Source organism: Polynucleobacter bastaniensis, from assembly GCF_018882205.1.
GTDB classification, from domain to species: Bacteria; Pseudomonadota; Gammaproteobacteria; order Burkholderiales; family Burkholderiaceae; genus Polynucleobacter; species Polynucleobacter bastaniensis.
Genome location: NZ_JACVOU010000001.1, coordinates 318,736 through 345,058, shown reverse-complemented (window position 1 = coordinate 345,058; position 26,323 = coordinate 318,736). Strand labels below are relative to the sequence as shown.

The window sequence follows — 26,323 nt, the reverse complement described above, 5'->3', positions numbered from 1 at the left end:
CTTTAGTTTGCGGGCTTCGCAGCAGCAAGCTGCTTATTACGATCCTGCAAGAACTTCACCAGACCCTCAACACCATTCTGGCTAATTTGATTCGCAAACTGATTGCGATAAGCCTCGACTAACCAGACGCCCATGATGTTCATGTCGTAGACCCTCCAGCCATTGGCTGTTTTTTCAAGACGGTAGTCAAGCGGCACCGGGTCACCACGACCAATCACCACAGTTTTCACAACCACTTCCTTATCGTCTGGAGCTGCACGCAAAGGCTTAAATTGAATTGTTTGATCACGCAGCTGGCTTAGAGCGCCAGAGTATGTACGAATCAGTAAATTCTTAAACTCAGAAACTAATTGGGTCTGTTGCTCTGGAGTCGCTTTTTTCCAGTTTGGGCCCATCGCCATTTCAGTAGTGCGGCGCATGTCGGTGTAAGGAACAATTTTCTTTTCCACTAAATCTACAATGCGCGGGATATTCCCTTTTTGAATTTCTGGATCAGACTTTACAGAAGCCATCACATCAGAAACCACAGTCTTAATCAAACCATCTGGCGTAGATTGATCAACCGCTTGGGCAGAAGCGCTGCAAGCAAACAAAAACAAGCTTGATAGCAATACTGAAAAATATTTATGAATGGTTTTATGGCTTTTCATGAGTCCTCGATCAACGCTAATCATTGAAGCCCATTTTAGCTCCTTAAGTAAATCCAGTGAGGCTCAGGCGTCTTATTGGTAAGGGTTCTCGTAAACTGGCATGAGCGGCTCTTCATCGTCGCGCCCCTCATTGATCTGGTAAGCACGTCTCTGAATATAGGCATCCCGCACAAAGCTATATTTATCGATTGCAGCCCCATCCAGTAGGTCACCCGCCTCGTAATAGGTATTACGTGCATTTACCACTCGCAAGCCAGTCAAGCTGTTTCGCAAAGCAACATCTGGTAGCAATCTAAATAGGTAGTCAGACTCCAAATCTGCCGCCGTACCAAACGTATCGCGCACACTACTCGGACCAAAGAATGGCAAAACGAGATAAGGGCCTGAAGGAACACCCCAAACACCAAAGGTTTGACCCCAATCCTCCTTATGCTTTGGCAGACCCCCTGGGGTTGCCATATCGATCAAGCCACCTAATCCAAAGGTGGTATTGACTACCACCCTCATCAAATCGCTAAAAGCATAGTCGGGCTTGCCCTGCAAAAGATTCTGCAATGCAGTGTAGATATCGCTGTAATTACTAAAGAAGTTATAAATACCGTCACGTACAAACTCTGGCAAGACAAAACGGTAGCCAGCCACTACTGGCTTAAGTAGATAAGTATCTAAGCCTTCATTGAATTCAAAAACAGAACGATTAAACGGCTCCCAAGGATCATGCGGGGAAGGTGCTACTCCGGCAGGGATGGAGGCACAACCCACCATGGCCCCAACCAATCCCAGTAACACGATGCGCTTGAGCTTTACTAGTAACAACATTATTTTGCTGCGCCCTTATCTTGGCCACTGTCAGCAGCCTTGTTATATAAGAACTGGCTAATGAGATTCTCTAGCACTACTGCGGACTGAGTCTGAGTAATCTTATCTCCAGCAGCCAACATATCATCGGAGCCGCCGGCCTCAAGACCAATGTATTGCTCACCCAATAAACCTGAAGTCAAAATCTTGGCGGATGAATCTTTCGGAAACTTATAAGCATCTTCAATCGTCATAGTGACAGTTGCTTGGTATGTTTTATCATCAAAAGAGATATTCGCAATGCGCCCAACGACTACGCCCGCACTTTTGACTGGAGCGCGTGGCTTAAGTCCACCAATATTGTCAAAACGCGCAGAAATTTTGTAAGTGGGTGCAAATGAAACGGCATTCATATTGCCAACCTTTAATGCAAGAAACAAAGCAGCCAGCAAACCAATGGCTACAAAAATTCCAACCCAAATATCAATTGCACTTTTTCTCATAAGAGTCCCAGTTTATTCTTTCTAATTCGAGAACATCATCGCGGTGAGCAAGAAATCTAATGCTAAAACCGATAAGGAAGAAATCACCACAGTTCTGGTGGTTGCCTGCGATACCCCCTCAGGCGTGGGCTTTGCCTCATAACCCTGATAGAGCGCAATAAAAGTCACCGCCACACCAAATACCAAGCTTTTAATGAGGCCATTGCCAATATCGGAAAATAGATCCACCCCGCCCTGCATCTGCGACCAGAAGGCGCCAGAATCGACTCCAATTAAGGGAACGCCAACAAAGTAGCCACCCATCACGCCAACCGCAGTAAAAATAGTTGCCAAAATCGGCATTGCAATAATGCCAGCCCATAAACGCGGAGCAATCACGCGGCTTAATGGATCTACCGCCATCATTTCCATAGCACTGAGCTGTTCACCGGCTTTCATCAGGCCAATTTCCGCAGTCAATGAAGTACCAGCACGACCAGCAAATAAAAGGGCGGTAATCACAGGACCTAATTCACGGGTGAGCGATAGCGCAACCAATAAACCGAGAGCCTGCTCAGAGCCATAGCGATTCAGGGTGTAATAGCCCTGTAAACCCAAAACAAAACCAACAAACAAACCAGATACCGCAATAATCACAAATGAGTAATTACCCAAAAATAAAATTTGATCAGAAACTAAACGAGGTCTCTTTAATAAAAAACCAGAGCGCCAAATGACGGCTGCAAACATACGTGCAGCAAGCCCAAGGCTAGTCAAGTTTCGACGCATGAAAAATCCAAGATCACCGAAGAGATCTATAGGTTTACGAAGTATGCTCATTTGAGGCTCACCCCAAAATCTTCTTCAAGGCTTTGTCCTGGATAGTGAAACGGTACTGGGCCATCTGGCGAGGCATCTAAAAACTGACGCACAAAAGGATCTGTTGAGCGACTTAACTCTTCCGGCGTTCCCTCGGCACCAATGCGGCCATTGGCAATGAAATACACGTAATCGGCAATTTCAAAAGTTTCTTCCACATCATGCGTAACCAAAAGACTGGTTGCGCCCAAAGCCTGATTCAAATCCCGAATCAAGCGCGCTGTTATACCCAAAGAGATGGGATCAAGACCTGCAAAGGGCTCGTCATACATGATTAAAGGGGGATCGAGCGCAATCGCCCTAGCTAAAGCAACACGACGTGCCATACCACCAGAAATTTGCGCCGGCATTAAATCGCGTGCGCCACGTAAGCCAACTGCATTCAGCTTCATCAATACTAAAGAACGTAATAGATCTTCACTTAAGTTGGTGTGCTCACGCAAGGGAAAGGCGACGTTTTCAAAAACACTGAGATCTGTAAACAGTGCGCCGAACTGAAAGAGCATTCCCATGCGACGACGAGCCGCCATCAATTCAGCGCCATTCATCTTGCCAATATCAAGGCCCTCGAATAATACTTGACCAGACTGCGCGGTGAACTGACCGCCAATGAGTCTGAGAATAGTGGTCTTGCCACAACCAGAGCCGCCCATGACGGCAACCACTTGGCCGCGACAGAACTCCATATTGAGTCCGGATAAAATTTGCCGCTCGCCAGGAGCATAAGAGAAGTCGACGTCCTTGATTGAAACGACAACTTCGCCATGGCCACCGCTAGAGGTTTTTTGCTTTACTTCCACTGAGTTGGCGTGGCCACTATTCATATCCTCGATATTATCGGGGAAGAACAGATGACCCCATTAAATACTCGTCTACTGCGTGGGCAGCTTGACGACCCTCACGAATCGCCCAAACCACCAAAGACTGTCCACGGCGCATATCGCCAGCAGCAAACACCTTAGGAACATTGGTTTGGTAAGCTTTTTGGCCATCAACAGTAGCTTTTGCGTTACCACGAGCATCTTTTTCAACACCAAAGGCATTTAAAACTTGAGCCGCTGGGGATACAAAACCCATTGCCAAAAATACTAAATCCGCCTTAATTTCGAATTCAGAGTTTGGCATTTCTGTCATCTTGCCGTCTTTCCACTCCAAGCGCACGCAAATCAACTTCTCAAGTTTGCCGTCTTTACCTTCAAAACGCTTAGTCGCAACAGACCAATCGCGCTCACAACCTTCTTCATGCGAAGAAGATGTACGCAATTTAGTTGGCCAATATGGCCATACCAAAGGCTTGTTTTCAGTCTCTGGTGGTTGCGGCAATAATTCGAACTGAGTAATCTTGGCAGCGCCATGACGATTGGATGTTCCTACGCAATCAGATCCAGTATCACCACCACCAATCACGACCACATGCTTACCGGATGCAGATATTTCATTTTTGAAATCGCCTGCATTTTCTTTGTTCTGTGGAATCAAAAATTCCAAAGCATAGTGAACACCCTTCAATTCACGGCCAGGAACTGGCAAGTCACGTGGCTGTTCTGATCCGCCGCTAATCACAACAGCGTCAAAATCTTTCATCAACTGATCAGGTGATACTGTTTTTGTGGAATAGTTTTTTACTTCAGCACCAATCGCCTCTTTACCTACAAATACGCCAGTCTCAAACTTCACACCTTCAGCTTGCATTTGCTCTACACGACGATCGATCAACCACTTTTCCATCTTGAAATCAGGAATCCCGTAGCGTAACAACCCGCCAACACGATCATTCTTTTCAAATACGGTGACGTCATGGCCGACGCGCGCTAATTGCTGCGCAGTCGCCATACCAGCAGGGCCACCACCAACAACGGCAACTTTTTTACCTGTTTTAGTTTTAGGTAGCTGCGGTTTAACCCAACCATTTTCCCAGCCCTTATCAATAATGGCGTGTTCAATCGACTTAATACCAACTGCATCACTATTGATACCTAAGGTACAGGCAGCCTCACAAGGCGCAGGACAAATACGGCCAGTGAACTCTGGGAAGTTATTGGTGGATTGCAAAACATCTAATGCATTCTTCCAGTCATCATGAAATACCAAATCATTAAAGTCCGGAATGATGTTGTTAACTGGGCAGCCATTGTTACAAAACGGAATGCCACAATCCATGCAACGTGCACCTTGCACTTTAGCTTCATCATCTGTCAGTGCTGCAACAAACTCTTTGTAATGATGCAGGCGCTTGACGGGAGCTTCGTAGGTTTCATCTACGCGCTCAAACTCCATAAATCCAGTGACTTTACCCATATCGAATCCTTAGTATCTTTTCTTAATGTCTTTATTAATTAAGCAACTTATTAGTAACTTATATAGTTACAGTTTTGTTTTGTGCTTTTTCCCACAGCTCGCCTAAGGCACGTTTGTACTCAGTTGGAAGCACCTTCACAAAGCGACTACGAGCCTTATCCCAATCAGCTAAGAGTGCTTTAGCGCGCTCAGAACCAGTGTGACGGAAATGACGCTCTATCAAGCCCTTCAAAATTTGTTCGTCAGTCATGCGCTCGCCACCATCCTTCACATCAACAGGGGCATGCCACTGTGACTGAGGCATCTGGGCAATCTGCTCAGCAGAAGGCAATACTTTTTCCAAAGTCGCCATGCTGGTATTGCAGCGCTTTTCAAATAGGCCATCTTCGTCGTAAACATAAGCAATACCACCACTCATACCTGCTGCAAAGTTACGACCAGTTGCGCCCAACACCACAACAGTGCCGCCAGTCATGTATTCACAACCGTGATCACCAGTACCCTCAACAACCGTTGTGGCACCAGAGTTTCGAACCGCAAAACGCTCACCAGCTACGCCATTAAAGAATGCTTCACCACCGATTGCACCGTAAAGAACGGTATTACCAACAATAATGTTCTTGGCGGTATCGCCACGGAATTCATGAGGTGCGCGCACAATCACACGTCCACCAGATAAACCTTTACCAACGTAGTCATTGCCGTCACCAACTAAATCCAAGGTGATGCCGCGTGCCAAGAAGGCAGCGAAACTTTGACCAGCAGTTCCATTCAATTGAATATGAATAGTGTCATCTGGCAAACCAGCATGACCATAACGCTGAGCAATTTCTCCGGAAAGCATTGCACCAACAGTACGGTTTACGTTCTTCACTGGAACAATGAAAGAGACTTTCTCGCCACTTTGTAATGCTGGCTCACTCTTCTCAATCAGAATATTATCCAAGGCACTACCTAAGCCATGCTCTTGAGTCAGGATCTGGTAGCGGGGAGCATCTTTAGGCACATTAGGCTCAGCAAAAATCTTACTGAAATCTAAGCCATGGACTTTCCAGTTCTCAATGCCCTTACGTGTATCCAAGAGATCAACGCGACCAATCAAATCATCAAACTTACGAATGCCGAGTTGAGCCATGATCTCGCGCACTTCCTCAGCAATAAAGAAGAAGAAGTTCACAACGTGCTCTGGCTTACCAGAGAACTTTTTACGCAATTCAGGATCTTGTGTAGCAACACCAACTGGGCAGGTATTCAAATGACACTTACGCATCATGATGCAACCTTCAACAACCAATGGTGCCGTTGCAAAACCAAACTCATCTGCGCCCAATAAAGCACCGATCACGACATCACGACCCGTTTTCATTTGGCCATCAGCTTGCACACGAATACGGCTGCGCAAACCATTGAGTACCAATGTTTGTTGAGTTTCAGCCAAACCTAATTCCCATGGGGAACCGGCGTGCTTAATAGAAGATAGTGGTGATGCACCGGTACCGCCATCATGTCCAGCGATCACGACGTGATCGGCTTTCGCTTTAGCAACACCGGCAGCAATTGTGCCGACACCGACTTCCGAAACCAACTTCACAGACACGTCAGCAGCTGGGTTCACATTCTTCAGATCGTGAATCAACTGGGCGATATCTTCAATAGAGTAAATATCGTGGTGTGGAGGAGGAGAAATCAAGCCAACGCCTGGCACGGAGAAGCGCAGCTTACCGATGTAATCGGAAACCTTACCGCCCGGCAATTGACCGCCCTCACCAGGCTTAGCGCCTTGGGCCATCTTGATCTGAATCTGATCAGCAGAGCGCAGATATTCAGTGGTGACACCGAAACGACCGGAAGCAACCTGCTTAATTCTAGAGCGTAGTGAATCGCCATCAAGCAAAGGAATGTTTGCTTCAACAACGTCATCCCCCAAGATGCTCGCCAAGGTTTCACCTTTTTTAATTGGAATACCTTTAAGTTCATTCACATAACGGTTTGGATCTTCGCCACCCTCACCAGTATTGGACTTACCACCAATCCGGTTCATGGCAATCGCTAAAGTAGCATGCGCTTCAGTAGAGATAGAGCCTAAGGACATCGCGCCCGTTGCAAAACGTTTGACGATTTCTTTTGCGGACTCGACTTCATCCAATGGAATTGCTTTCACTGGATCAATCTTGAACTCAAACAAACCGCGCAAGGTCATCTGACGCTTGGTTTGGTCATTAATGAGATTGGCATACTCTTTATACGTTTGATAGCCCTTATCGATGCCAGCACGGGTAGAGTGCTGTAACTTCGCAATCGTATCCGGAGTCCACATATGGTCTTCACCGCGGATACGGAAAGCATACTCACCACCAGCTTCGAGCATATTGGTCAAAACAGGATCATTACCGAATGCAGACTGATGCATACGCAAAGCTTCTTCAGCTACTTCAAATACACCGATACCGCCCACGTTGGATGGAGTGCCCTTGAAATAATGATCAATCACATACTTATTTAAACCAATCGCTTCAAAAATCTGGGAGCCGGTGTAGGACATGTAAGTTGAGATACCCATTTTGGACATCACTTTTTGCAAGCCCTTACCAACCGCTTTCACAAAATTCTTGACTGCTTTTTCTCCTGACAAATCGCCAGATAAACCTTTAGCCATCTCAGCCAAAGTTTCCATTGCCAAGTACGGATGAACTGCTTCAGCTCCATAACCAGCCAAGAGTGCGAAGTGATGTGTCTCACGTGCGCTACCGGTTTCAACTACGAGACCAACGCTAGTACGCAAACCTTTTTCAACCAAATGTTGATGAATCGCTGAAGTTGCCAACAATGCTGGAATCGCCACATGCTGCTCATCAACTTGGCGATCGCTCACGATCAAAATGTTGTAACCAGAGCGCACGGCATCGGCAGCTTCAGCACATAGGGATGCTAAGCGAGCCTCAATGCCATCCTTGCCCCAAGATGCTGGATAACAAATATCCAACTCATATGAACGGAACTTACCGTTGGTATAGTGGCCGATATGACGAATCTTGGTCATATCGTTAAAATCTAAAATCGGCTGATTCACTTCCAAACGCATTGGTGGGTTGATATTGTTGGTATCTAATAAATTCGGCTTAGGTCCAATAAAGGACACCAAAGACATCACCATGTTTTCACGAATAGAGTCAATCGGTGGATTGGTGACCTGTGCAAACAATTGCTTGAAATAGTTATAGAGTGGCTTGTTCTTATTAGAGAGCACGGCTAGTGGGCTGTCGTTACCCATCGATCCGATTGCCTCTTCACCATTCATGGCCATCGGTGCCATGAGGTACTTGATGTCCTCTTGGGTATAACCAAAAGCTTGTTGACGATCTAATAATTTTGCAGCAGGTCGTATAGTATTTTTTTCATCTACTAAATCTGCCTTGCTGGCATCGACTTCATCGAGCTTTACACGCACGGCATCGATCCAACTCTTATATGGCTTAGCTTTAGAAACGGCATCCTTCAATTCCACATCATCAATGATGCGGCCCTGTTCCATATCAATCATGAACATCTTGCCCGGTTGCAAGCGCCACTTTTGAACGATCTTGCTCTCTGGAATTGGCAGAACACCAGCCTCAGAGCCCATGATGACTAAGTCATCATCCGTTACGTAATAACGCGCTGGACGTAAACCATTGCGATCTAAGGTGGCACCAATCTGGCGGCCATCGGTAAATGCCATTGCTGCTGGACCATCCCATGGCTCCATCATGGCGGCGTGATACTCATAGAATGCGCGGCGGTTTTCATCCATCAATGTGTGCTGTTCCCATGCTTCTGGAATCATCATCATCATGGCTTGAGCTAGTGGATAACCTGACATGACCAATAACTCTAAACAGTTATCAAAACAAGCTGTGTCAGATTGTCCTGGATAAATGAGTGGCCATAATTTTTTAAGATCATCACCGAGTACTGGGGAGCTGATTGCCCCCTCTCGTGCATTGACCCAGTTGACGTTCCCTTTAACAGTATTGATTTCACCGTTGTGGGCAATCATGCGGTATGGGTGAGCCAACTCCCAAGCTGGAAAAGTATTAGTGGAGAAACGCTGATGTACTAAAGCCAATGCAGAAACCGTACGTGAATCTTGCAAGTCTTTGTAGTACGCACCCACCTGGTTAGCCAACAGCAAACCCTTATAAACAATGGTTCGTGCAGACATCGATGCCACAAAGTATTCTTTACCGTGCTTTAGATGTAAATCTTGAATTGCATGGCTTGCAGTTTTACGAATCACATATAACTTACGCTCAAGTGCATCGGTTGTCATGATGTCTCGGCCGCGGCCGATAAAAATTTGACGGATAAATGGCTCTGTCATTCGAACTGTTGGAGACATCGGCAACTTCACATCAACTGGGACATTCCTCCAACCCAAAACTACTTGGCCCTCAAGGCGAACGGTGCGCTCTAATTCTTGTTCACAAGCTAAACGCGATGCCTGTTCTTTTGGCAGAAAAATCATACCAACGCCGTATTCACCAAATGGCGGCAACTCGATACCCTGCTTTGACATTTCTTCGCGATACAAGGTATCGGGCACTTGGATCAAAATTCCTGCGCCATCGCCCATCAACGGGTCAGCACCAACAGCGCCGCGGTGATCCAAGTTCTCAAGAATTTGCAATCCTTGAGCAACAATCTCATGTGACTTCTTGCCCTTGATGTGGGCGACGAATCCGACGCCGCAAGCATCATGCTCATTTTGTGGATCGTAGAGACCCTGTGCGATTGGACGAAGGTCTGTATTCATATGTGTAGTCATAGTATTTCTGCTTGCCCTAGAGAGCCTGATTACTTTTGGAGAATCTAATATAGGGGAATACCCATGTCGATGCAATAGAAATAAAATAACTCTGTCCCATTTAAATTAAGGAGAATTGAAGATACATCCTTATAAAAGGGACATAGTCAGAGTTTAATGACGGTAAGGCTAGGGATAAAACCCCTTTAATAAAATCTAAGCCATTGAATTAGTTAAAATTAATTTTTTAGGTCGCCCACGGCGCCGTATTAATACCTGCTCAGGATTGTCTTTAAACAGCTTTTTTGCGTAGCTATCACTTATCCAAGGCTTAGATCTGACTAGAGCCTCGGTAATTTGCTGATCTTCCCAGTGAGGTGCACCCTCTTTCACAAATGCTGCCCATTTCATTTGCCTCTCAAAAGGAGTATTACCCAAGCTCCAAAAGTGCTGATGGTCAACCAACCAAGGCTCTGCATTACCGCCAATATGAGAAGCAAAACTGGTCCAAGTAGAACTCTGCAGACTTGACTCAAAACCAGACCGTACAGGATTGAGTTCAATAAAGCGTTGGCAGCGTAAAAAATAATCTGGATCTATTAAGGACGAGCGGTAGCGTCCCTCCCAAATCGTTCCTGACCGTTGCTGCTGTTGATTGAAATACTGGGCAAAACGCCTGCCTAGAGATTGCATTGTTTTTGCGAGCGAATCAGCATTCTGGGGAGTGACTAAGAGATGCACATGATTTGGCATCAAGGCAAATGCATGTACCGCACTACCAAATTGCTTGGCAGCCTCTCGTAACCAATCTAAATAGATGCGGCGATCTGCATCACTAAAAAAAAGTGTTTCTCGATTATTGCCGCGGACCATCACATGCATTGCTTGACCGGGAATAATGGTGCGCGCTTGCCTTGCCATTACAAAAACGAACTACTGCAGTTCGCGCACACCGCCATTATTAGAAAACTCGGGGATAAACCAATCGCCATCCACCTGGGTAACGCCTGCAGGCACTTCGCGTGCTTGTTGTGGCTCATCCCTCAAGGCGGTACTCATATAAGAAATCCACATTGGTAAAGCAAGACCTCCACCAGTTTCACGATCACCTAAACTTGCGGGCTTATCAAAGCCAATCCAAGCAATTGCCACAACCTTCGGGTTATATCCCGCAAACCAAGCATCGTGCGAATCGTTCGTAGTACCTGTTTTACCAGCGATATCATTCCGACCCAATTTCGCTCTCGCGCTAGCTGCAGTGCCGGTTTTTGTAACTTCTTGCAACATACTGTCCATTACAAAAGAAGTTCTTGCATCTAGCACGCGGGGCGCATCTTCGCGCGCATGAGTAGGCCTGGCCTCGAACAGCACCGCACCTTTTGAGTCCGTCATCTTATTAATTAAATAGGGATCTACACGATAGCCCCCATTAGCAAAAACACTGTAAGCAGATGCCATTTGCAATGGTGTAACAGAGCCTGCACCTAAAGCCATTGTCAAATAGGGTGGGTGCTTCTCTGCTTCAAACCCAAAGCGTTGAATATAGTCTTGAGCATAGGATGGTCCGATAGTACGAATTAATCGCACTGAAACCAAGTTTTTGGATTTTGCTAAAGCGGTGCGTAAACGCATTAAACCTTCATACTTCCCGTCGTAGTTCTTTGGCTCCCAAGCTTGGCTACCTGTTTCCAAGCCACCAATAGATAGCGGGGCATCATTAACCATCGTGCTTGGAGAAAAACCTTTCTCAATCGCAGCGGCATAAATAAATGGCTTGAAGGAAGAGCCCGGTTGGCGTTGGGCCTGAGTGACGTGATTAAATTTATTTCGACGGAAATCAAAGCCGCCCACTAAAGAGAGGATCGCACCCGTCTCGGCATTCATTGAAACAAAGGCAGCTTCAACTTGAGGTAACTGTGCCAACTTCCAAACCCCTCCGTCCGAAAGTAACCTAACGATCGCCCCAGGACGCAAACGTTTTTTTGGTTGAGTACTGTCAGTTAATGCAGCGGCGGCAAGCTTCATGCTCTCACCTTTGATGGTGATCGTATCTCCAGTAGCAATCATGACTTGCATTTCTTTTGGCTTGATATCGAGCACGACGCCGGACTGTAAATCATCCAATTGCGGATAAGCCAATAAAGCTTCGTCAATTGCACGTTGACGCTTTACTGTATCTTCTGGCAAATCAATGAATCCCTCAGGGCCACGATATGCGTGACGTAAGTCGTACTCAAAAATACCACGGCGTACTGCTTTATATGCGGCGTCTTGATCTGCTTTCAAGATCGTGGTGTATACATCTATTCCCTGCGAATAGATTGCCTCACCATATTGTGTAATCAGGAGCTGACGAACCATCTCAGCAGGAAAATCTGCGCGAGTACTAAACTCGTTGCCAAGTCCACGGATATGCAACTCTTCAGCCATGGCAATTTGATATTGCTCGGGAGTGATGTATGACAAATCACGCATGCGCTGCAAAATATATTCCTGTCGAATTTTGGCTCGGCGAAAATTGCTCACAGGGTTATAGGCTGATGGTGCTTTTGGTAAGCCGGCCAACATTGCAGACTCAGCAATCGAAATGTCTTTTAGCTCTTTACCAAAGTAGATTTGGGCTGCACTGGAAAATCCATACGCTCTTTGTCCCAAAAAGATCTGATTCATATAAATCTCCAGAATCTTGTCTTTGCTCAATTTAGACTCAATTTCCCAGGCTAGGAGAACCTCGTAAATCTTGCGACTGAAAGTTTTCTCATTGCTGAGGAAGAAGTTTCGCGCCACCTGCATTGTGATGGTTGAGGCACCCTGGGAAAGATTGCCGCGTAAATTGGTGAGGGTTGCCCTCAGGATGCCTACATAATCCACTCCACCATGAGAGTAGAAGCGATCATCTTCGATAGCTAAAACAGCATTTCGCATACTCATTGGGATTTCGTTTAAAGGAATTACCTTACGGCGCTCTTCCCCAAACTCACCAATCAGAACTTTGTCTGCCGTATAAATGCGCAATGGTGTTTTGGGGTTGTAATCAACCAATGCCGAGATCTTCGGCAAATTCGGCTTTGCTATTAAAAAAGCATAGCCTAGCATCAATGTAAATATCACTGCAAAGAATACGCCGATAACCAGCATCGCCTTAATTAGGGGATTATTTCCCGATTTATTGGGCGAGAAACGCTCCGCTCTTTGCTGACCGGGACGTCTATCAGGCTGTCGGTTAAACCTCCGGTTTAAAGGCGGCTTGTCTTTTGGGGGTAGTGCCATATTCAAATTATAGGGGGCTTACGTAATTTGCCCTCCAGAACCAAACCTCCCCTTTCAATGCCCACCTAGTGCTTTTCTGACGCTCAATTCCGCTTTCCCTGATGGTCTTTCTCCTCCCCGAGACGAACAATATGGCATGCCTCCACGCCACATTTCTCCCCAGTCTTTTGACGACATACTGAGTGAGCTGGGAGATGACCCTGCCATTCCAGATCCCCACGGAATTCGTAAAACTAGCTCTCCACCAAGGATGGATGCACCACCCCAAGCCAAGACCCCAAAGCCCTCTTTTTCGACTAAATCGTTTGAGCTGAGGGGGCTCAATTTAAGCCCGATTTGGATAAGCGCAGGAATGCTGTTGATCAGCGCTGGCGGCTTCTTTTTTTATTTTGAATCCAATAAGCAGGGGGCTGAACATGAAATAAATACACTTCAAAACCAAGTGTTGGCCCTAAAAGAAGAGCTAGAGTCCTCTCAAAACGAATGGCGTTCTGAGAGAGAAGATCTATATGAAATAATAGATGAAATAGAAGTAAGTATTCACTCATATGAGATAAAAGCACCAATACAAGCTACTCAAAGTAGGGTTGCTGCAATCCCGCATGAAGCAGAGCTTCGTCGCTGGAGGTATTTGGGTATTACTCGGATGGGGTCTGCGGAGCAGGCTTTTTTTCATACCGGTAAGTCTACGAAGATGGTGAGTAAGGGGGATCTGGCTTTAGGGGAATGGCGCCTGACTCAAGCTGAAAAAGAGCTGGCCATCTTGACTCATTCCAAAGGTAAATCCATCACCTTTAAATCCACCAACTCAGAGTGACTCTATTGAAGAACTTACAGAAATCCCACGCCACCTTGCTCCCCTTGATACTGATTTTTTTACTCAATTCGGCCCAAGGACACCTCCCTGAAGCGGACCCTCTTAGCACGCTTAAAGAGAGTCGCATTAGCCTTCAATTTAGCCAAATTGAAGTAACTAAACTTTTGCAAGTTTTAGCCAAAATGGGAAATACCAATTTTCTCCTCAGCGAATCTATTGAGGGCAAAATCTCGGTCGATCTCAAGGACACCCCTTGGCAAAATGCCCTCCATTCCATACTGGCTAGCAGAGGGTTACGCTTGGTACGAAATAGCGATATTTACTGGATTGGTCCTCACGCAGAAATTCAAAGTTTTCAGAAATATCGTCGGGAGGATGCCGCGCTACCTTTTGGAGGCGATCATATTAATAGCCCACGCCAGATCCTCATAGAGGCTCGCATTGTCGAAGCTGACCAGCGCTTTGCCCGAGAATTGGGTGTCAAGTTGGGATATCAAGCCAATGGCATTGGCAATCACCCAGACCAAAATGCAAGCGCAAACCTTGATCTTGCAGGAACCGGCCTAGCTGGCTTTAATCCAGCCACACTAGCTGCCACCTTAGTTTCTAAGAATGCGGCTCGTCTATTGCAAATCGAGCTCTCGGCCCTTGAATCCGATGGACAAGGCAAGATTCTCTCGAACCCCCGCATCATGACTGGCGATCAGGTTAAGGCCACGATTGAGCAGGGAACTGAACTACCCTATCAAGTCAGCTCTCAAAGCGGGAGCGAATTACAGTTTCGCAAAGCCAATTTACGCCTCGAGGTCTTACCCAAGATTCATCCCGATGGAAAGATCTCCATGTTGGTGGGGATCAATAAAGACACCATTGGCATGAAAACTGAACAGGGTTATGCGATTGATACCAAAAATCTCAGCTCTGAGGTCACCGTTGAAAATGGGGGAACGGCCATTATTGGAGGCATCTTTCAAACCACTGAACGTGATGACGAAATCAAGGTTCCACTCCTAGGCGATATTCCTTTAATAGGGCATTTATTTCGCCACAAATCAAAATTGGCAGATAAAACTGAACTATTGGTCTTCTTAACCCCCACCGTGCTGGACAAACACTAATAAAATCACAGGGTGAACTCTTCATCCAACAACATCTTTCTAATTGGCCTCATGGGCGCTGGGAAGTCGACCGTCGGTAAATTGCTAGCCAAGAAATTAGGGCGCCGCTTTTTAGATGCTGACCATGTGATTGAAGATCGTTGTGGAGTCAAGATTCCCGTCATCTTCGAAATGGAGGGTGAAGAGGGGTTTCGCAAGCGCGAGGCTCAAGCCATCAATGATATTACGGCCGAACATGATGTCATTTTGGCAACTGGTGGCGGCGCTGTACTGCTGCCTGAGAATCGTCAGCTACTTGGTACAAGAGGTGCGGTAATTTATCTCCACGCCAATCCCATGGAGCTGTGGCATCGCACTAAAGGCAGTGAAAGTAGGCCGTTACTTAAAAATGGTGATGCAAAAAAGATTCTAGAAAACCTGTACGCAATTCGCGATCCCCTTTATCGCGAAATCGCTGACTATGTTATTGAGACTGGAAAACCCAGCGTCAATCAGCTAGTCAATACTTTAATCATGCAACTCGAACTCTCCGCATAAATTTATCCATGAAAACATTAGAAGTTGATCTAGGCAATCGTAGCTACCCCATTCATATTGGTACGGATTTAATCGATCAAGCAGAATTATTTAGCGCCTGTGAAAAATCAACATCGATTTATATTGTTAGCAATACGACTGTTGCCCCCTTGTATGCGGAACGTCTGACTAAGACTTTAGAGAAACTAGGCAAGCCTGTCAGAACGATTGTCTTACCTGACGGAGAATCTTATAAAGACTGGAAAAATCTTCAGTTGATTTTTGATGACCTCCTCAAGTTTGGCGCTGATCGTCAAACTATGTTGGTGGCTTTAGGTGGCGGTGTAATTGGAGATATGACTGGCTTTGCCGCTGCCAGCTTTATGCGCGGCATTCGCTTTATTCAAGTCCCAACAACTTTGCTAGCCCAGGTGGACTCCTCTGTTGGTGGCAAGACGGGTATTAACCATCCGCTCGGAAAAAATATGATCGGGGCGTTTCATCAGCCAGTAGCAGTGATTGCTGATCTGAATACCTTAAAGACCTTGCCTGCACGCGAACTGTCCGCAGGCCTAGCTGAAGTAGTTAAGCATGGTGCGATAGCAGATGCTGAGTTCTTGAGCTGGATTGAAGCAAATGCAAAGGGATTGCTAGCCTGCGATACGGAAGCAATGGCACATGCAGTGCTGCGCTCTTGCGAAATTAAATCAGCCGTAGTATCAGCCGATGAAAGAGAGGGTGGTATTCGTGCCACATTGAATTTCGGGCATACTTTTGGTCATGCAATCGAAGCGGGCATGGGCTATGGTGAGTGGTTGCATGGTGAAGCGGTTGGTTGCGGTATGGTCATGGGAGCAGACCTCTCAAGACGCCTGAACTTCATCACTCAAGATGAGGCCAAGCGCCTCACTCAAATCATTCAATCCATGAATCTGCCAATTGCACCACCCAAGTTTGGCGCACAGCGTTATATGGAATTAATGCAAGTAGATAAAAAGGCTGAGGGCGGACAAATCCGCTACGTTGTTTTAGAAAAGATTGGTAAAGCCCAAATCAAAAGCGTTCCCGATGCTCAGGTTATCGAAACCCTAACAGCGACCGGGGCAGCTTAATTCCTGATTTGCTTATTTCTGCAGCAGGCCAATAGTGATCGCCTGGCCAGCTTGAGCACTGGCAAATTCGGATAAGTCGCCTAGTATTTCGCGTCCAGTTTTAGTATCCAGCCATAGTGGGGAGGCTAAAGTACCCGCCCAACGGTAGTGATAACCGCCAGATTTAGCCGCTACCCAAATCTCATGCAAAGGGGGCTGGGTGTTGACTACTATTACGCTGCGATCTCTGAACCGAATATTGATCACGTTTCCACCCTGGCGCTCTACATCCAGATCGAGGTCTAGCGTATCGTCTGCAGCCTCTAGGGCTACTTCTATCGACTCCAATAAATTACTACCCAACTGATGAAATTGCTTATCGTCAATGGTTTCTACAGTTAAATTGCTTGGCTTCATATTAGAGTCCTGCATGCTATATTCAATCATTCGTTTTAGAGACATTCATGATAGCGATTCTTAAAAGAACTCTTGGCATTAGCCTTCTAATATCCCTTGTTGGATGTGGGGTTAGAGGGCCCTTATATTTGCCAAATATGCCGCCAGCACCTAGCCCTCCTGCTGAGCCAGAACCTAAAGGCAAGCTCTATCCACCCCAAAGCCCTGTTACAACTAATCCATCACCGGCCAAGCAATGACAAGTAAAGCGATTCCACTCCCCGACTTAGCTGGATTTACAGAGCGAAATGGTGCTTGGTATGCAGAGGAGATCCCTTTGTCAGATTTGGCAAAAGAATTTGGTACTCCACTTTATGTGTACAGCAAAAAAGCATTAACTGAAGCTTATCAGGCCTACGACAAAGCTTGCGTAGATTCCTCTGGTAAAAGACGAGCTCGCGTTCACTATGCGATGAAGGCAAATAGCAACTTAGCGGTAATTGATTGCTTTAAAAAATTAGGCTCTGGCTTTGACTTAGTCAGTGGCGGTGAATTAGCGCGCGCTCTTGCTATTGGCGCAGATCCAAAAAGCTTAGTGTTTGCAGGTGTTGGTAAATCTGCTCATGAAATTGCGCAGGCCTTAAAAGCTGGCGTTAAGTGCATCAACGTAGAATCGATTGCTGAGCTCCATCAAATTAATCGGGTTGCCACTAAGCTCAATTGCCGCGCCCCAGTTTCTTTGCGCGTGAATCCCGATGTCGATGCGAAAACGCATCCTTATATTTCTACTGGATTAAAGGGCAATAAATTTGGTATCGCCTATCACGAGGTTTTAAAAACATATCGTGAAGCTGCATTACTGTCACAAATTGATGTGGTTGGTATTGATTGCCATATTGGCTCACAAATCACCAGCACGGCGCCCTATCTTGATGCGCTCGATAAAGTGCTCGAGCTAGTGACTCAATTGAAAAAAGAAGGTATTGAAATCCACCACCTTGATTTAGGAGGAGGTCTTGGTATTTCTTATGGCGACGACAATCCGCCTGATATTACTGAGTTCACTAACACCCTACTAAATCGTGTTGCTGAACGTGGCTTTGGGCATCTCGATATAGTCTTAGAGCCTGGTAGATCCTTAGTAGGTAATGCTGGCGTGCTCTTGACCCAAGTGGAATACCTCAAGCCTGGAGCTGAGAAAAACTTTTGTATTGTGGATGCAGCAATGACAGAGTTGATGCGACCAGCGCTCTATGAGGCTTATCACGGGATCGTTCCAGTACAAACTAAGCAAGTTGCAAGTTCGACTTATGACGTCGTCGGGCCCGTATGTGAATCTGGTGATTGGCTTGGAAAAGATCGTCAGCTTGCGGTTGAAGAAGGCGATCTGTTAGCCATTCTATCTGCCGGCGCCTATGGCTTTGTGATGGCATCTAATTACAACACCAGACCAAAACCTGCAGAGATCATGGTTGACGGTAAGAATGTATTTGTCATTCGTAAACGAGAAAACATTGCCGATCTCTTTGCTGGTGAAGCCACCTTGCCAGATTAAATTTAATTCATTTCTCTTGGTAAATTCTAAGTAATAAAAAACCCCGCTATATCAGCGGGGTTTTTGTTTGTACTTCAGCAAGAATTAATGCAAACCTGCCATGTAATCAGAAACAGCTTTCATCTCTTGATCAGAAAGTTTCGTAGCAATTGATGTCATCTGAGTACTATTTTTACGAGTACCTTCACGGAAATTAACTAACTGGTTGTAGGAATATTCAGCCCACTGCCCACCTTGACGTGGATATTGCGCAGGGATGCCTGCACCATTAGGGCTATGGCAGCCAGCGCAGGCTGGAACACCCTTCGATGCAATACCGCCACCATAAATACTCTTACCTAATGTAAGAGCATCTTTGTTTTGGGCAACGCCCTGAGATGGAGCCTGCTGAGACAGGAAAGTGCCGATATTGATCATATCCTGCTCATTTAAAGGCATAGACATGCCCATCATGATGGCATTGACCCTAGCGCCTTCTTTAAAGTTCTTCAACTGTTTTGCTGTGTATGCGGCATGTTGAGCAGATAACTTGGGCCAAGTAGCTACAGCACTCTGACCCTTGGGACCATGGCATGTAATACAGGCTACAACTCCGCGAGTTGCATCTCCAGCGTTATAGAGTGCTTCACCAGCAGCGACATCCAATTTTGGCTTAGCTGGAGCAGCAGCCTTGGCCTCTGCAGCTGGGGCCATAGGTGCTGGATCAGCGGCAAGAGCTTGGGGCGCAAGCCCGCTAAGAGCGAAAATAGACAGAACTGCAAAGCCAGCACGTAAGCTAGTTAATTTGGAGATTTGAGGGGTTTGACGCATTATGTTTACCTTGGCAAAAATTCTTAAAAATGTTTGGGCCCTTCTTTTTACAACTTTCACCCAGCATTATGAGATATTTATTGATTTTGCGTGATTTTACAATAGCTTCTGGACATGTCTAAACTCTTTCAAGCCCGCTTTGCGACCACAGTCAATGATACCCATTGCCTACCTGCCACTCCACTCCGAGAGGTAGCCTTTGCTGGGCGCTCCAATGCGGGTAAATCTAGCGCAATTAATGTGCTTTGCAACCAAAAACGCCTTGCTTTTGCCAGTAAAACGCCTGGGCGCACCCAACACATTAACTATTTTGGCCTTTTTGCAAAAGATGATCTCTTAGCCTATTTGGTGGATTTGCCTGGCTATGGCTATGCCGCCGTCAATCATGAGACCAAATACCACTGGAATGCCCTTCTCAGCGATTACCTGCAAGAGCGGGAGCAACTGGTTGGTATGGTGCTGATTGTGGACTCTAGGCGCGGTATTACCGAACTAGACGAGCAAATGATTAAGTGGTTCGTCCCAACCGGCAAACCCATTCATATTTTGCTAAGTAAGTGCGACAAACTCAATAAAAGCGAGTGTAAGCATGTCCTAGAAGCGGTACGCAAACAATTACAACAATACGATCCGGCGCTACCTGATGGCAATGGTGACTCCAAGAATCTTACGGCACAATTATTCTCAAGCACCAAGCGTATTGGTCTTGAAGAGGCCGACAATATTGTTATTCAATGGTTATTTGCAGCGGAGACTCAAGAAGATGAAATCACATGCTAACTCTACATTGAGCTTTCCGGCTCATCGCCCACGTCGCATGCGACGCGATGATTGGTCCCGTCGCCTCATGCAAGAAAATCAACTCAGCGCAAGCGACCTAATTTATCCAGTATTTTTACTCGAGGGTACAAATCAATCTCAAGCCGTTGCTTCTATGCCTGGGGTTAATCGCGTATCACTCGATTTACTTTTTAGCGTTGCTGAGGAATGTGTCTCTCTAGGCATTCCTGTGTTGGCAATCTTTCCGGTGATTGATGCATCTCTCAAAACACCTGACGGCAAAGAAGCGTTTAATCCGAATGGCTTAGTTCCAAACGCGGTGCACGAGCTTAAGAAACGCTTTCCTAATTTAGGCATCATGACTGATGTAGCACTTGATCCTTATACAAGCCACGGTCAAGATGGCGTCTTGGATGATCAGGGTCGAATTCTGAATGATGAGACTACAGCAATCTTAGTGCAACAAGCTGTTGCTCAAGCTCAAGCTGGTGTTGATATTGTTGCGCCATCAGACATGATGGATGGCCGTATCGGAAAAATTCGTGAAGTCTTAGAGCAAAAGAATCTGATTCATACCCGCATCATGGCTTATTCAGCTAAATATGCCTCAGCCTTTTATGGCCCATTTCGTGATGCAGTAGGCTCAGCAAAAAACTTAGGAAAGGCCGATAAAAAAACCTATCAAATGGATTGTGCCAATACTAACGAGGCTTTGCGGGAGGTTGCGCTCGATATTAGCGAAGGTGCTGATATGGTGATGGTCAAACCTGGCATGCCTTACCTAGACATCGTTCGCAGAGTGCGTGATGAATTCAACTACCCGACTTACGCCTATCAAGTGAGTGGTGAGTACGCTATGCTCAAAGCTGCCGCACAAAATGGCTGGCTTGATCATGATGCGGTGATGATGGAGTCCTTGCTCGCCTTTAAGCGTGCCGGTGCCAATGGTATCTTGACCTATTTTGCAATTGAAGCTGCGCGCCTTTTAAAGGCATCTAAGTAATTAGTAGTTCAAGAACTTAGATGGATACAACCCATCTAACTTTCAAGCAGCTCAATTTGCCAAGGCTTTTTTCAAGCGCTCGATAAAACGTTGTGGCGGCATATAACCAATTACCCGTTGATCCTTTAACTCTTCTGAATTGAAATTAAAGATCAAAATTCCAGGTGGGCCAAATAATCCAAAGCGTTTTAATAAAGCCTGATGCTCAGGACTATTCTTTGTTACATCCGCTTGTATCAAAATAAATTTCTGTAACTCTTGATTTACTTCAGGATTAGCAAACGTGTTGACTTCCATCTCCTTACAAGAGATGCACCAGTCTGCATAAAAATCCAAAAGTACTAGTTTCTTTTGTTCTTTTGCTTGGATTAAAAATTGATCTAACTGCGCACTAGAATCAATCACCGCAAAACTAGCTTTTCCAATCTGGTGTTGGCGCTGACCATTGGCAATCGTCTTGCCCGCATCACCACTGCTACTTTGCAATAAGGGGGAAGTAATCCAGGCTGCGGTTGCAACCAATAAAACACCTAATGTTCTTTGCAACCAAATCATCCAAATACCGGTCGATGGAATCAAGATGCGAGCCTCAATGGCAATAAACAGGAGTGGTAATCCCATACCTAAAGCCATGACAAAAAGAAGTCCTGCCCCCAGAGTCATTGAACCTGTTTGAGCAATAAATGCGAGGACTCCAGCCAACGGAGCTGTAATGCAAGGGCTTGCGACTAATGTGGAGATTCCGCCCAAAGCAAAGGCACCCGCAAAGCTGCCCCCCTTATGACGACCTGCTAATTGATCTATTTTTTGCTGCCATGATTGGGGCATTCTGAGCTCGTATAGGCCAAATAGACTCCCTGATAAAGCCAATAGCAGTAATGCAAACCCAATCAGCGCTATAGGGCTTTGCAAGGCTCTCTGAACGCTGCCGCCTAAGGCAGCCATCAAGACCCCCGCTGATGCATAGACACAAGCCATTCCAAGTACATAGGCGGTCGCTAATAGACTTGCACGACCCTTAGTAATGGATTGCTTGCCCTGCGCTCCAAACACGATGCTCGACAAGATTGGCAACATTGGAAGAACGCAAGGCGTAAAAGCTAATGCCAGGCCTAAAATGAAGAATGCCAAGAATAAATATGCAGTGGGCGTGCTCTCTAAAAAACGACTAATGACATTCACATCATCACGCTCACGCCAAACGTCCATCAAGCTCAATGCTGTTTTTGAATCCTTGCTTGCCTCAACCCCATCTAATACTTCAGGTATCGGCCTAGCTTTTACTCCGGGGCCTGAAAGTAAAAATTTCAGGGTCATTGGCGGATAACAAATCCCAGCTTCAGCGCATCCTTGTAATTCCAACTCCAGGTAGAGAGGCTTTCCTATTTCAGCTTTTTTATCTAAGGTAATAATAATTGCCTGTTTGTAAACTTGCATTTTCTTTTGAAAAGTTTCGTCATACTTTTCAATCCCAGTAGGGAGCGATGCCCTTACAAGCCCTAATTTATTGGGCTCGGAACCCATCTTGAGATGCAGGGATTCTTGATAGATGTAATAACCCTTGGCCGGAAAAATTTCCAGCTCAATGTCATTCGTATTTACCACCCATGTTGCTTCAGCCTGAAATGCTTGCTCAGGCGGGAGGAATTCCGGCGCTGCAAATACATTACTAATAACTACAAGCAATGCTGCAACTAGAGAAATAAATTTACCAAGGAATCTCATAGAGCTACTTTACCTCGGCCTCTACCCATTTGCCATAATGCACCTCATAATTTTTAGGGGCATACGCAATCACCTCGGGCAAATCATAAGGGTGATGACTTTTTATGAAACTAGAAATATCCGTCCATTTATCTGCAGTTGTTTTTGCTGACAGTAGAACTTCCTCTCCCTCGCAAATCTTCCCATCCCACCGATAGATGGAATGCACACCCTCTTGAATTTGTACGCAGGCAGCGAGCCGACCATTAATCAACTCATGAGCCATTTTCTTTGCATCCTCTAGTGATGCAAATGTAGTGACAACTATCAGTAACTCAGTAGATTTATCAGGGGTCATGACGTATTTATAATTGCATAAATGAAAAAAGCCAGACCGGAGCCTGGCTTTTAATTTTGCTCAGAGACTTAAGCCTCCTGCACTACTGCTGTTTCATCTAGCTCTGGGCGATCAAGCAGTTCGACCAAGGCCATTGGCGCATTGTCACCATGACGGAAGCCAAACTTCAAAATACGAAGGTAGCCACCTGGACGAGTTGCATAACGTGGGCCGAGCTCTGTGAAGAGTTTGGTCACGATATCGCGATCGCGTGTGCGATTGAATGCTAAGCGACGGTTTGCTAAGTTATCTTTTTTACCCAAGGTAATCAAAGGCTCAACAACCATGCGCAATTCTTTTGCTTTTGGCAAAGTGGTTTTAATCACTTCGTGCTCCAAAAGAGAATTGGACATGTTGCGCAGCATCGCCAGGCGATGTGATGATGTTCTATTTAGTTTGCGTAAGCCGTTTCCGTGACGCATGATGCTTCCTTTCTAATTATTTCTCGAGGTTAGCTGGAGGCCAGCTTTCGAGTTTCATGCCAAGACTTAAGCCACGAGCCGCCAATACATCTTTGATTTCGTTCAAAGACTTACGACCTAAATTAGGCGTCTTCAACAATTCATTCTCTGTACGTTGAATCAAGTCGCCGATGTAGTAAATGTTCTCAGCCTTCAAGCAGTTTGCAGAGCGCACTGTGAGTTCGAGATCATCAACCGGACGCATCAACATTGGATCAACCATTGAAGAGCGGCTTGGCGCGAGATCACCAGAAACTTCGCTGCTTTCGAGGGCCGCGAATACAACTAACTGATCAACCAAAATGGTAGCTGCTTGACGAATTGCCTCCTCAGGAGATAACACACCGTTTGTTTCGATAGTCATTACGAGACGATCGAGGTCGGTACGTTGCTCAACACGGGCAGATTCAACAGCATAGCTAACACGGCTTACTGGGCTAAATGAGGCATCCAACACGATACGACCAATGATCTTGGTAGTTTCGTCATGGTATTGACGCATATTACCTGGTACATAACCACGGCCTTTTTCAACCTTGATCTGCATATCCAACTTGCCACCAGCTGACAAGTGAGCGATAACGTGATCAGGATTAATGATTTCTACATCATGTGGCAAGTCGATATCTTTTGCAGTAACAACGCCTGGGCCTTCTTTACGCAAATTGATGGTAACTTCATCACGTGACTGCAACTTAAATACGATACCTTTGAGGTTCAACAAAAGGTTAACTACATCCTCTTGAACGCCATCTAATGTGGAGTATTCATGAACAACACCAGCAATTGCTACTTCAGTTGGTGCATAACCAACCATTGAGGACAACAAAACACGACGTAATGCATTACCGAGTGTGTGGCCATAACCACGCTCGAACGGCTCCATAACAACCTTAGCTTGGTTGGCAGTAAGGGCTTCAACAGAAATAATTTTTGGCTTGAGCAAATTTGTTTGCATATTTTTCCTTGAGAGTGCCTAATTAGCGTGAATACAATTCGACGATCAAACTTTCATTAATTTCGCCGCTAATGTCTTCACGGTCAGGCACCTGCTTAAATGTTCCCTCCAGCTTCGCTGCATCGACTGATACCCAGCCAACTGCCGCTATCTGCTGAACTAAATTGAGTGATTCTGTAATACGTGTTTGCTTCTTCGCTTTTTCACGAATCGCAACTACATCACCAGGTTTAACCTGAATAGATGGAATATTTACTGGGCTACCATTGAGCAAAATTGCACAGTGGGAAACCAATTGACGCGCTTCAGCACGAGTAGAACCAAAGCCCATACGATAAACAACGTTATCAAGACGTGATTCCAGCAACTGAAGCAATGTTGAACCAGTATTGCCCTTACGACGTTCAGCTTCAGCGAAATAACGACGGAACTGACGCTCTAAAATTCCGTACATACGCTTAACCTTTTGCTTTTCACGCAATTGATTACCGTAGTCAGATGTTCTTGAGCCAGATGTACGGCCATGTTGACCAGGCTTCGTATCTAACTTGCACTTGTCTGACAGGGCGCGACGTGCGCTCTTTAAAAATAAGTCGGTACCTTCCCGACGTGCTAATTTGGCCTTAGGCCCTAAGTAACGTGCCACAATGCTTTCCTTTCTATGCCGCAGCCTTACGACTGACGGTGAGTTCACCCTTTAATTCAGATGAACAGTGGGCTTTAATAAAAAACTGCTAAAACTTGTACTGCTAACTTCCTAGCTTAAATACGACGACGTTTAGGAGGACGGCAGCCATTATGTGGAACCGGAGTGACATCTTGAATCTCAGTGATCTTGATGCCCAAAGAGTTCAATGCACGAACTGCTGATTCACGACCTGGGCCTGGACCCTTAATCTGAACTTCTAAGTTCTTGATACCGCACTCAACAGCAGCTTTACCTGCTACTTCTGCGGCTACCTGAGCAGCAAAAGGTGTTGATTTACGTGAGCCCTTGAAGCCCTGGCCACCAGATGTTGCCCATGAAAGCGCATTACCTTGGCGATCAGTGATCGTAATAATGGTGTTGTTAAAAGAAGCGTGAACGTGTGCAATGCCATCAGCAACGTTCTTTTTAACTTTCTTGCGTGCACGCTGTGAAGCTGCAGAAGCGGATTGTTGTTTTGCCATGTCAATAAACTTTCTTGATTATTTCTTGAGTTGCACGCCAGACTTACGTGGGCCCTTACGGGTACGCGCGTTAGTCTTAGTCCGTTGACCACGTACAGGCAAGCCCTTACGATGACGTACGCCGCGGTAGCAGCCTAAGTCCATCAAACGCTTGATGTTCATCGTTACTTCACGACGAAGGTCACCTTCAGTAATAAATTTACCTACTTCATCACGCAACTTTTCCAAGTCACCGTCAGTAAGATCTTTAACTTTTTTGTCGATAGCAACACCTGTGGTTTCACAAATTTTGCGAGCACGAGTTGTACCAATGCCAAAAATTGCTGTTAAACCGATAACAGTATGTTGATGATTTGGGATGTTTACCCCAGCGATACGTGCCATGAG

Annotated in this window: 26 protein-coding genes; 8 read left to right on the top strand and 18 right to left on the bottom strand. The window is 45.9% G+C overall.

The window, feature by feature from the left end; genetic code table 11:
* Positions 1-2 precede the first annotated feature (2 nt).
* From ICN22_RS01885 to ICN22_RS01845, 9 genes are all read right to left on the bottom strand, one after another.
* Positions 3-650 (bottom strand): MlaC/ttg2D family ABC transporter substrate-binding protein, encoded by a 648-nt coding sequence (locus tag ICN22_RS01885; RefSeq protein WP_216168583.1) that lies wholly within the window; start codon positions 648-650, stop codon positions 3-5.
* A 72-nt stretch (positions 651-722) separates the two neighbouring features.
* Positions 723-1,469, bottom strand: a complete 747-nt coding sequence (locus ICN22_RS01880) for an MlaA family lipoprotein (protein ID WP_216168582.1) — start codon at positions 1,467-1,469, stop codon at positions 723-725.
* Positions 1,469-1,951, bottom strand: coding sequence for an outer membrane lipid asymmetry maintenance protein MlaD (mlaD, locus tag ICN22_RS01875; protein WP_216168581.1), 483 nt, complete (start codon positions 1,949-1,951; stop codon positions 1,469-1,471). Before mlaD ends, ICN22_RS01880 begins: the two co-directional genes overlap by 1 nt.
* Positions 1,952-1,972: 21 nt before the next feature.
* Positions 1,973-2,719 carry a lipid asymmetry maintenance ABC transporter permease subunit MlaE gene (gene mlaE / locus ICN22_RS01870; protein ID WP_216168822.1) on the bottom strand — a complete coding sequence of 249 codons (747 nt, stop codon included), beginning with the start codon at positions 2,717-2,719 and terminating at the stop codon, positions 1,973-1,975.
* A gap of 47 nt (positions 2,720-2,766) precedes the next feature.
* A complete protein-coding gene (locus ICN22_RS01865; protein ID WP_216863445.1) occupies positions 2,767-3,633 on the bottom strand; it encodes an ABC transporter ATP-binding protein in 867 nt (288 codons plus the stop codon).
* A gap of 10 nt (positions 3,634-3,643) precedes the next feature.
* A complete protein-coding gene (locus ICN22_RS01860) occupies positions 3,644-5,107 on the bottom strand; it encodes a glutamate synthase subunit beta (RefSeq protein WP_216168580.1) in 1,464 nt (487 codons plus the stop codon).
* A gap of 58 nt (positions 5,108-5,165) precedes the next feature.
* Positions 5,166-9,899 (bottom strand): glutamate synthase-related protein, encoded by a 4,734-nt coding sequence (locus ICN22_RS01855; RefSeq protein ID WP_255533787.1) that lies wholly within the window; start codon positions 9,897-9,899, stop codon positions 5,166-5,168.
* 207 nt (positions 9,900-10,106) lie between these two features.
* Positions 10,107-10,811: a transposase gene (locus ICN22_RS01850; RefSeq protein WP_216168578.1), complete on the bottom strand. Its 705-nt coding sequence runs from the start codon at positions 10,809-10,811 to the stop codon at positions 10,107-10,109.
* Between the two features lie 12 nt (positions 10,812-10,823).
* Positions 10,824-13,160 (bottom strand): penicillin-binding protein 1A, encoded by a 2,337-nt coding sequence (locus tag ICN22_RS01845; protein ID WP_216168577.1) that lies wholly within the window; start codon positions 13,158-13,160, stop codon positions 10,824-10,826.
* 136 nt (positions 13,161-13,296) lie between these two features.
* Here ICN22_RS01845 and ICN22_RS01840 point away from each other — a divergent pair, with 136 nt between their 5' ends.
* The 4 genes from ICN22_RS01840 (at position 13,297) to aroB (ending at position 16,723) form a co-directional block, all read left to right on the top strand.
* On the top strand, positions 13,297-13,977 hold the full coding sequence (locus ICN22_RS01840) for a hypothetical protein (protein ID WP_216168576.1): 681 nt from the start codon (positions 13,297-13,299) through the stop codon (positions 13,975-13,977).
* 182 nt (positions 13,978-14,159) lie between these two features.
* Complete coding sequence (locus ICN22_RS01835) at positions 14,160-15,095, top strand: secretin GspD/PilQ domain-containing protein (protein ID WP_216168575.1); 936 nt, start codon at positions 14,160-14,162, stop codon at positions 15,093-15,095.
* Between the two features lie 12 nt (positions 15,096-15,107).
* Entirely contained in the window at positions 15,108-15,632 is a 525-nt protein-coding gene (locus ICN22_RS01830; RefSeq protein WP_216168574.1) for a shikimate kinase, read from the top strand.
* A gap of 8 nt (positions 15,633-15,640) precedes the next feature.
* On the top strand, positions 15,641-16,723 hold the full coding sequence (aroB, locus tag ICN22_RS01825; RefSeq protein ID WP_216168573.1) for a 3-dehydroquinate synthase: 1,083 nt from the start codon (positions 15,641-15,643) through the stop codon (positions 16,721-16,723).
* A gap of 12 nt (positions 16,724-16,735) precedes the next feature.
* On the opposite strand, the gene cyaY is transcribed toward aroB, so the two are convergent.
* Positions 16,736-17,119 carry an iron donor protein CyaY gene (gene cyaY / locus ICN22_RS01820; protein WP_216168820.1) on the bottom strand — a complete coding sequence of 128 codons (384 nt, stop codon included), beginning with the start codon at positions 17,117-17,119 and terminating at the stop codon, positions 16,736-16,738.
* A 47-nt stretch (positions 17,120-17,166) separates the two neighbouring features.
* On the opposite strand from cyaY, the gene lptM reads away from it, so the two are divergent.
* The gene (lptM, locus tag ICN22_RS11175; protein ID WP_216168572.1) at positions 17,167-17,358 is read left to right on the top strand and encodes an LPS translocon maturation chaperone LptM; all 192 of its coding nucleotides are present in this window, start codon (positions 17,167-17,169) and stop codon (positions 17,356-17,358) included.
* Entirely contained in the window at positions 17,355-18,653 is a 1,299-nt protein-coding gene (gene lysA / locus ICN22_RS01810) for a diaminopimelate decarboxylase (protein WP_216168571.1), read from the top strand. Before lptM ends, lysA begins: the two co-directional genes overlap by 4 nt.
* A gap of 84 nt (positions 18,654-18,737) precedes the next feature.
* Here the strand turns inward: lysA and ICN22_RS01805 are convergent, their stop codons facing one another.
* Positions 18,738-19,463 (bottom strand): c-type cytochrome, encoded by a 726-nt coding sequence (locus ICN22_RS01805; protein ID WP_216168570.1) that lies wholly within the window; start codon positions 19,461-19,463, stop codon positions 18,738-18,740.
* A gap of 114 nt (positions 19,464-19,577) precedes the next feature.
* On the opposite strand from ICN22_RS01805, the gene yihA reads away from it, so the two are divergent.
* A complete protein-coding gene (gene yihA / locus ICN22_RS01800) occupies positions 19,578-20,243 on the top strand; it encodes a ribosome biogenesis GTP-binding protein YihA/YsxC (protein ID WP_216168569.1) in 666 nt (221 codons plus the stop codon).
* Complete coding sequence (hemB, locus tag ICN22_RS01795) at positions 20,227-21,246, top strand: porphobilinogen synthase (protein WP_439650967.1); 1,020 nt, start codon at positions 20,227-20,229, stop codon at positions 21,244-21,246. Before yihA ends, hemB begins: the two co-directional genes overlap by 17 nt.
* 51 nt (positions 21,247-21,297) lie before the next feature.
* Here the strand turns inward: hemB and dsbD are convergent, their stop codons facing one another.
* From dsbD to rpsM, 7 genes are all read right to left on the bottom strand, one after another.
* Positions 21,298-22,971: a protein-disulfide reductase DsbD gene (dsbD, locus tag ICN22_RS01790; protein ID WP_216168568.1), complete on the bottom strand. Its 1,674-nt coding sequence runs from the start codon at positions 22,969-22,971 to the stop codon at positions 21,298-21,300.
* Between the two features lie 4 nt (positions 22,972-22,975).
* Positions 22,976-23,308, bottom strand: a complete 333-nt coding sequence (gene cutA / locus ICN22_RS01785) for a divalent-cation tolerance protein CutA (RefSeq protein ID WP_216168567.1) — start codon at positions 23,306-23,308, stop codon at positions 22,976-22,978.
* Between the two features lie 68 nt (positions 23,309-23,376).
* Positions 23,377-23,769: a 50S ribosomal protein L17 gene (gene rplQ, locus ICN22_RS01780; RefSeq protein ID WP_216168566.1), complete on the bottom strand. Its 393-nt coding sequence runs from the start codon at positions 23,767-23,769 to the stop codon at positions 23,377-23,379.
* Between the two features lie 16 nt (positions 23,770-23,785).
* On the bottom strand, positions 23,786-24,766 hold the full coding sequence (locus tag ICN22_RS01775; RefSeq protein WP_046329391.1) for a DNA-directed RNA polymerase subunit alpha: 981 nt from the start codon (positions 24,764-24,766) through the stop codon (positions 23,786-23,788).
* A 22-nt stretch (positions 24,767-24,788) separates the two neighbouring features.
* Complete coding sequence (gene rpsD, locus ICN22_RS01770) at positions 24,789-25,412, bottom strand: 30S ribosomal protein S4 (protein ID WP_216168565.1); 624 nt, start codon at positions 25,410-25,412, stop codon at positions 24,789-24,791.
* Positions 25,413-25,528: 116 nt separating this feature from the next.
* Entirely contained in the window at positions 25,529-25,936 is a 408-nt protein-coding gene (rpsK, locus tag ICN22_RS01765) for a 30S ribosomal protein S11 (protein WP_011901923.1), read from the bottom strand.
* 18 nt (positions 25,937-25,954) lie between these two features.
* Positions 25,955-26,320: a 30S ribosomal protein S13 gene (rpsM, locus tag ICN22_RS01760; RefSeq protein ID WP_215305638.1), complete on the bottom strand. Its 366-nt coding sequence runs from the start codon at positions 26,318-26,320 to the stop codon at positions 25,955-25,957.
* Positions 26,321-26,323 lie beyond the last annotated feature (3 nt).

What these genes read in the sequence shown, in the direction of transcription:
- ICN22_RS01885 (WP_216168583.1), bottom strand. Translation starts at nt 650, where the DNA reads ATGAAAAGCCATAAAACCATTCATAAATATTTTTCAGTATTGCTATCA.
- ICN22_RS01880 (WP_216168582.1), bottom strand. Translation starts at nt 1,469, where the DNA reads ATGTTGTTACTAGTAAAGCTCAAGCGCATCGTGTTACTGGGATTGGTT.
- mlaD (WP_216168581.1), bottom strand. Translation starts at nt 1,951, where the DNA reads ATGAGAAAAAGTGCAATTGATATTTGGGTTGGAATTTTTGTAGCCATT.
- mlaE (WP_216168822.1), bottom strand. Translation starts at nt 2,719, where the DNA reads ATGCGTCGAAACTTGACTAGCCTTGGGCTTGCTGCACGTATGTTTGCA.
- ICN22_RS01865 (WP_216863445.1), bottom strand. Translation starts at nt 3,633, where the DNA reads ATGAATAGTGGCCACGCCAACTCAGTGGAAGTAAAGCAAAAAACCTCT.
- ICN22_RS01860 (WP_216168580.1), bottom strand. Translation starts at nt 5,107, where the DNA reads ATGGGTAAAGTCACTGGATTTATGGAGTTTGAGCGCGTAGATGAAACC.
- ICN22_RS01855 (WP_255533787.1), bottom strand. Translation starts at nt 9,899, where the DNA reads ATGAATACAGACCTTCGTCCAATCGCACAGGGTCTCTACGATCCACAA.
- ICN22_RS01850 (WP_216168578.1), bottom strand. Translation starts at nt 10,811, where the DNA reads ATGGCAAGGCAAGCGCGCACCATTATTCCCGGTCAAGCAATGCATGTG.
- ICN22_RS01845 (WP_216168577.1), bottom strand. Translation starts at nt 13,160, where the DNA reads ATGGCACTACCCCCAAAAGACAAGCCGCCTTTAAACCGGAGGTTTAAC.
- ICN22_RS01840 (WP_216168576.1), top strand. Translation starts at nt 13,297, where the DNA reads ATGCCTCCACGCCACATTTCTCCCCAGTCTTTTGACGACATACTGAGT.
- ICN22_RS01835 (WP_216168575.1), top strand. Translation starts at nt 14,160, where the DNA reads ATGGGAAATACCAATTTTCTCCTCAGCGAATCTATTGAGGGCAAAATC.
- aroB (WP_216168573.1), top strand. Translation starts at nt 15,641, where the DNA reads ATGAAAACATTAGAAGTTGATCTAGGCAATCGTAGCTACCCCATTCAT.
- cyaY (WP_216168820.1), bottom strand. Translation starts at nt 17,119, where the DNA reads ATGAAGCCAAGCAATTTAACTGTAGAAACCATTGACGATAAGCAATTT.
- lptM (WP_216168572.1), top strand. Translation starts at nt 17,167, where the DNA reads ATGATAGCGATTCTTAAAAGAACTCTTGGCATTAGCCTTCTAATATCC.
- lysA (WP_216168571.1), top strand. Translation starts at nt 17,355, where the DNA reads ATGACAAGTAAAGCGATTCCACTCCCCGACTTAGCTGGATTTACAGAG.
- ICN22_RS01805 (WP_216168570.1), bottom strand. Translation starts at nt 19,463, where the DNA reads ATGCGTCAAACCCCTCAAATCTCCAAATTAACTAGCTTACGTGCTGGC.
- yihA (WP_216168569.1), top strand. Translation starts at nt 19,578, where the DNA reads ATGTCTAAACTCTTTCAAGCCCGCTTTGCGACCACAGTCAATGATACC.
- hemB (WP_439650967.1), top strand. Translation starts at nt 20,227, where the DNA reads ATGAAATCACATGCTAACTCTACATTGAGCTTTCCGGCTCATCGCCCA.
- dsbD (WP_216168568.1), bottom strand. Translation starts at nt 22,971, where the DNA reads ATGAGATTCCTTGGTAAATTTATTTCTCTAGTTGCAGCATTGCTTGTA.
- cutA (WP_216168567.1), bottom strand. Translation starts at nt 23,308, where the DNA reads ATGACCCCTGATAAATCTACTGAGTTACTGATAGTTGTCACTACATTT.
- rplQ (WP_216168566.1), bottom strand. Translation starts at nt 23,769, where the DNA reads ATGCGTCACGGAAACGGCTTACGCAAACTAAATAGAACATCATCACAT.
- ICN22_RS01775 (WP_046329391.1), bottom strand. Translation starts at nt 24,766, where the DNA reads ATGCAAACAAATTTGCTCAAGCCAAAAATTATTTCTGTTGAAGCCCTT.
- rpsK (WP_011901923.1), bottom strand. Translation starts at nt 25,936, where the DNA reads ATGGCAAAACAACAATCCGCTTCTGCAGCTTCACAGCGTGCACGCAAG.
- rpsM (WP_215305638.1), bottom strand. Translation starts at nt 26,320, where the DNA reads ATGGCACGTATCGCTGGGGTAAACATCCCAAATCATCAACATACTGTT.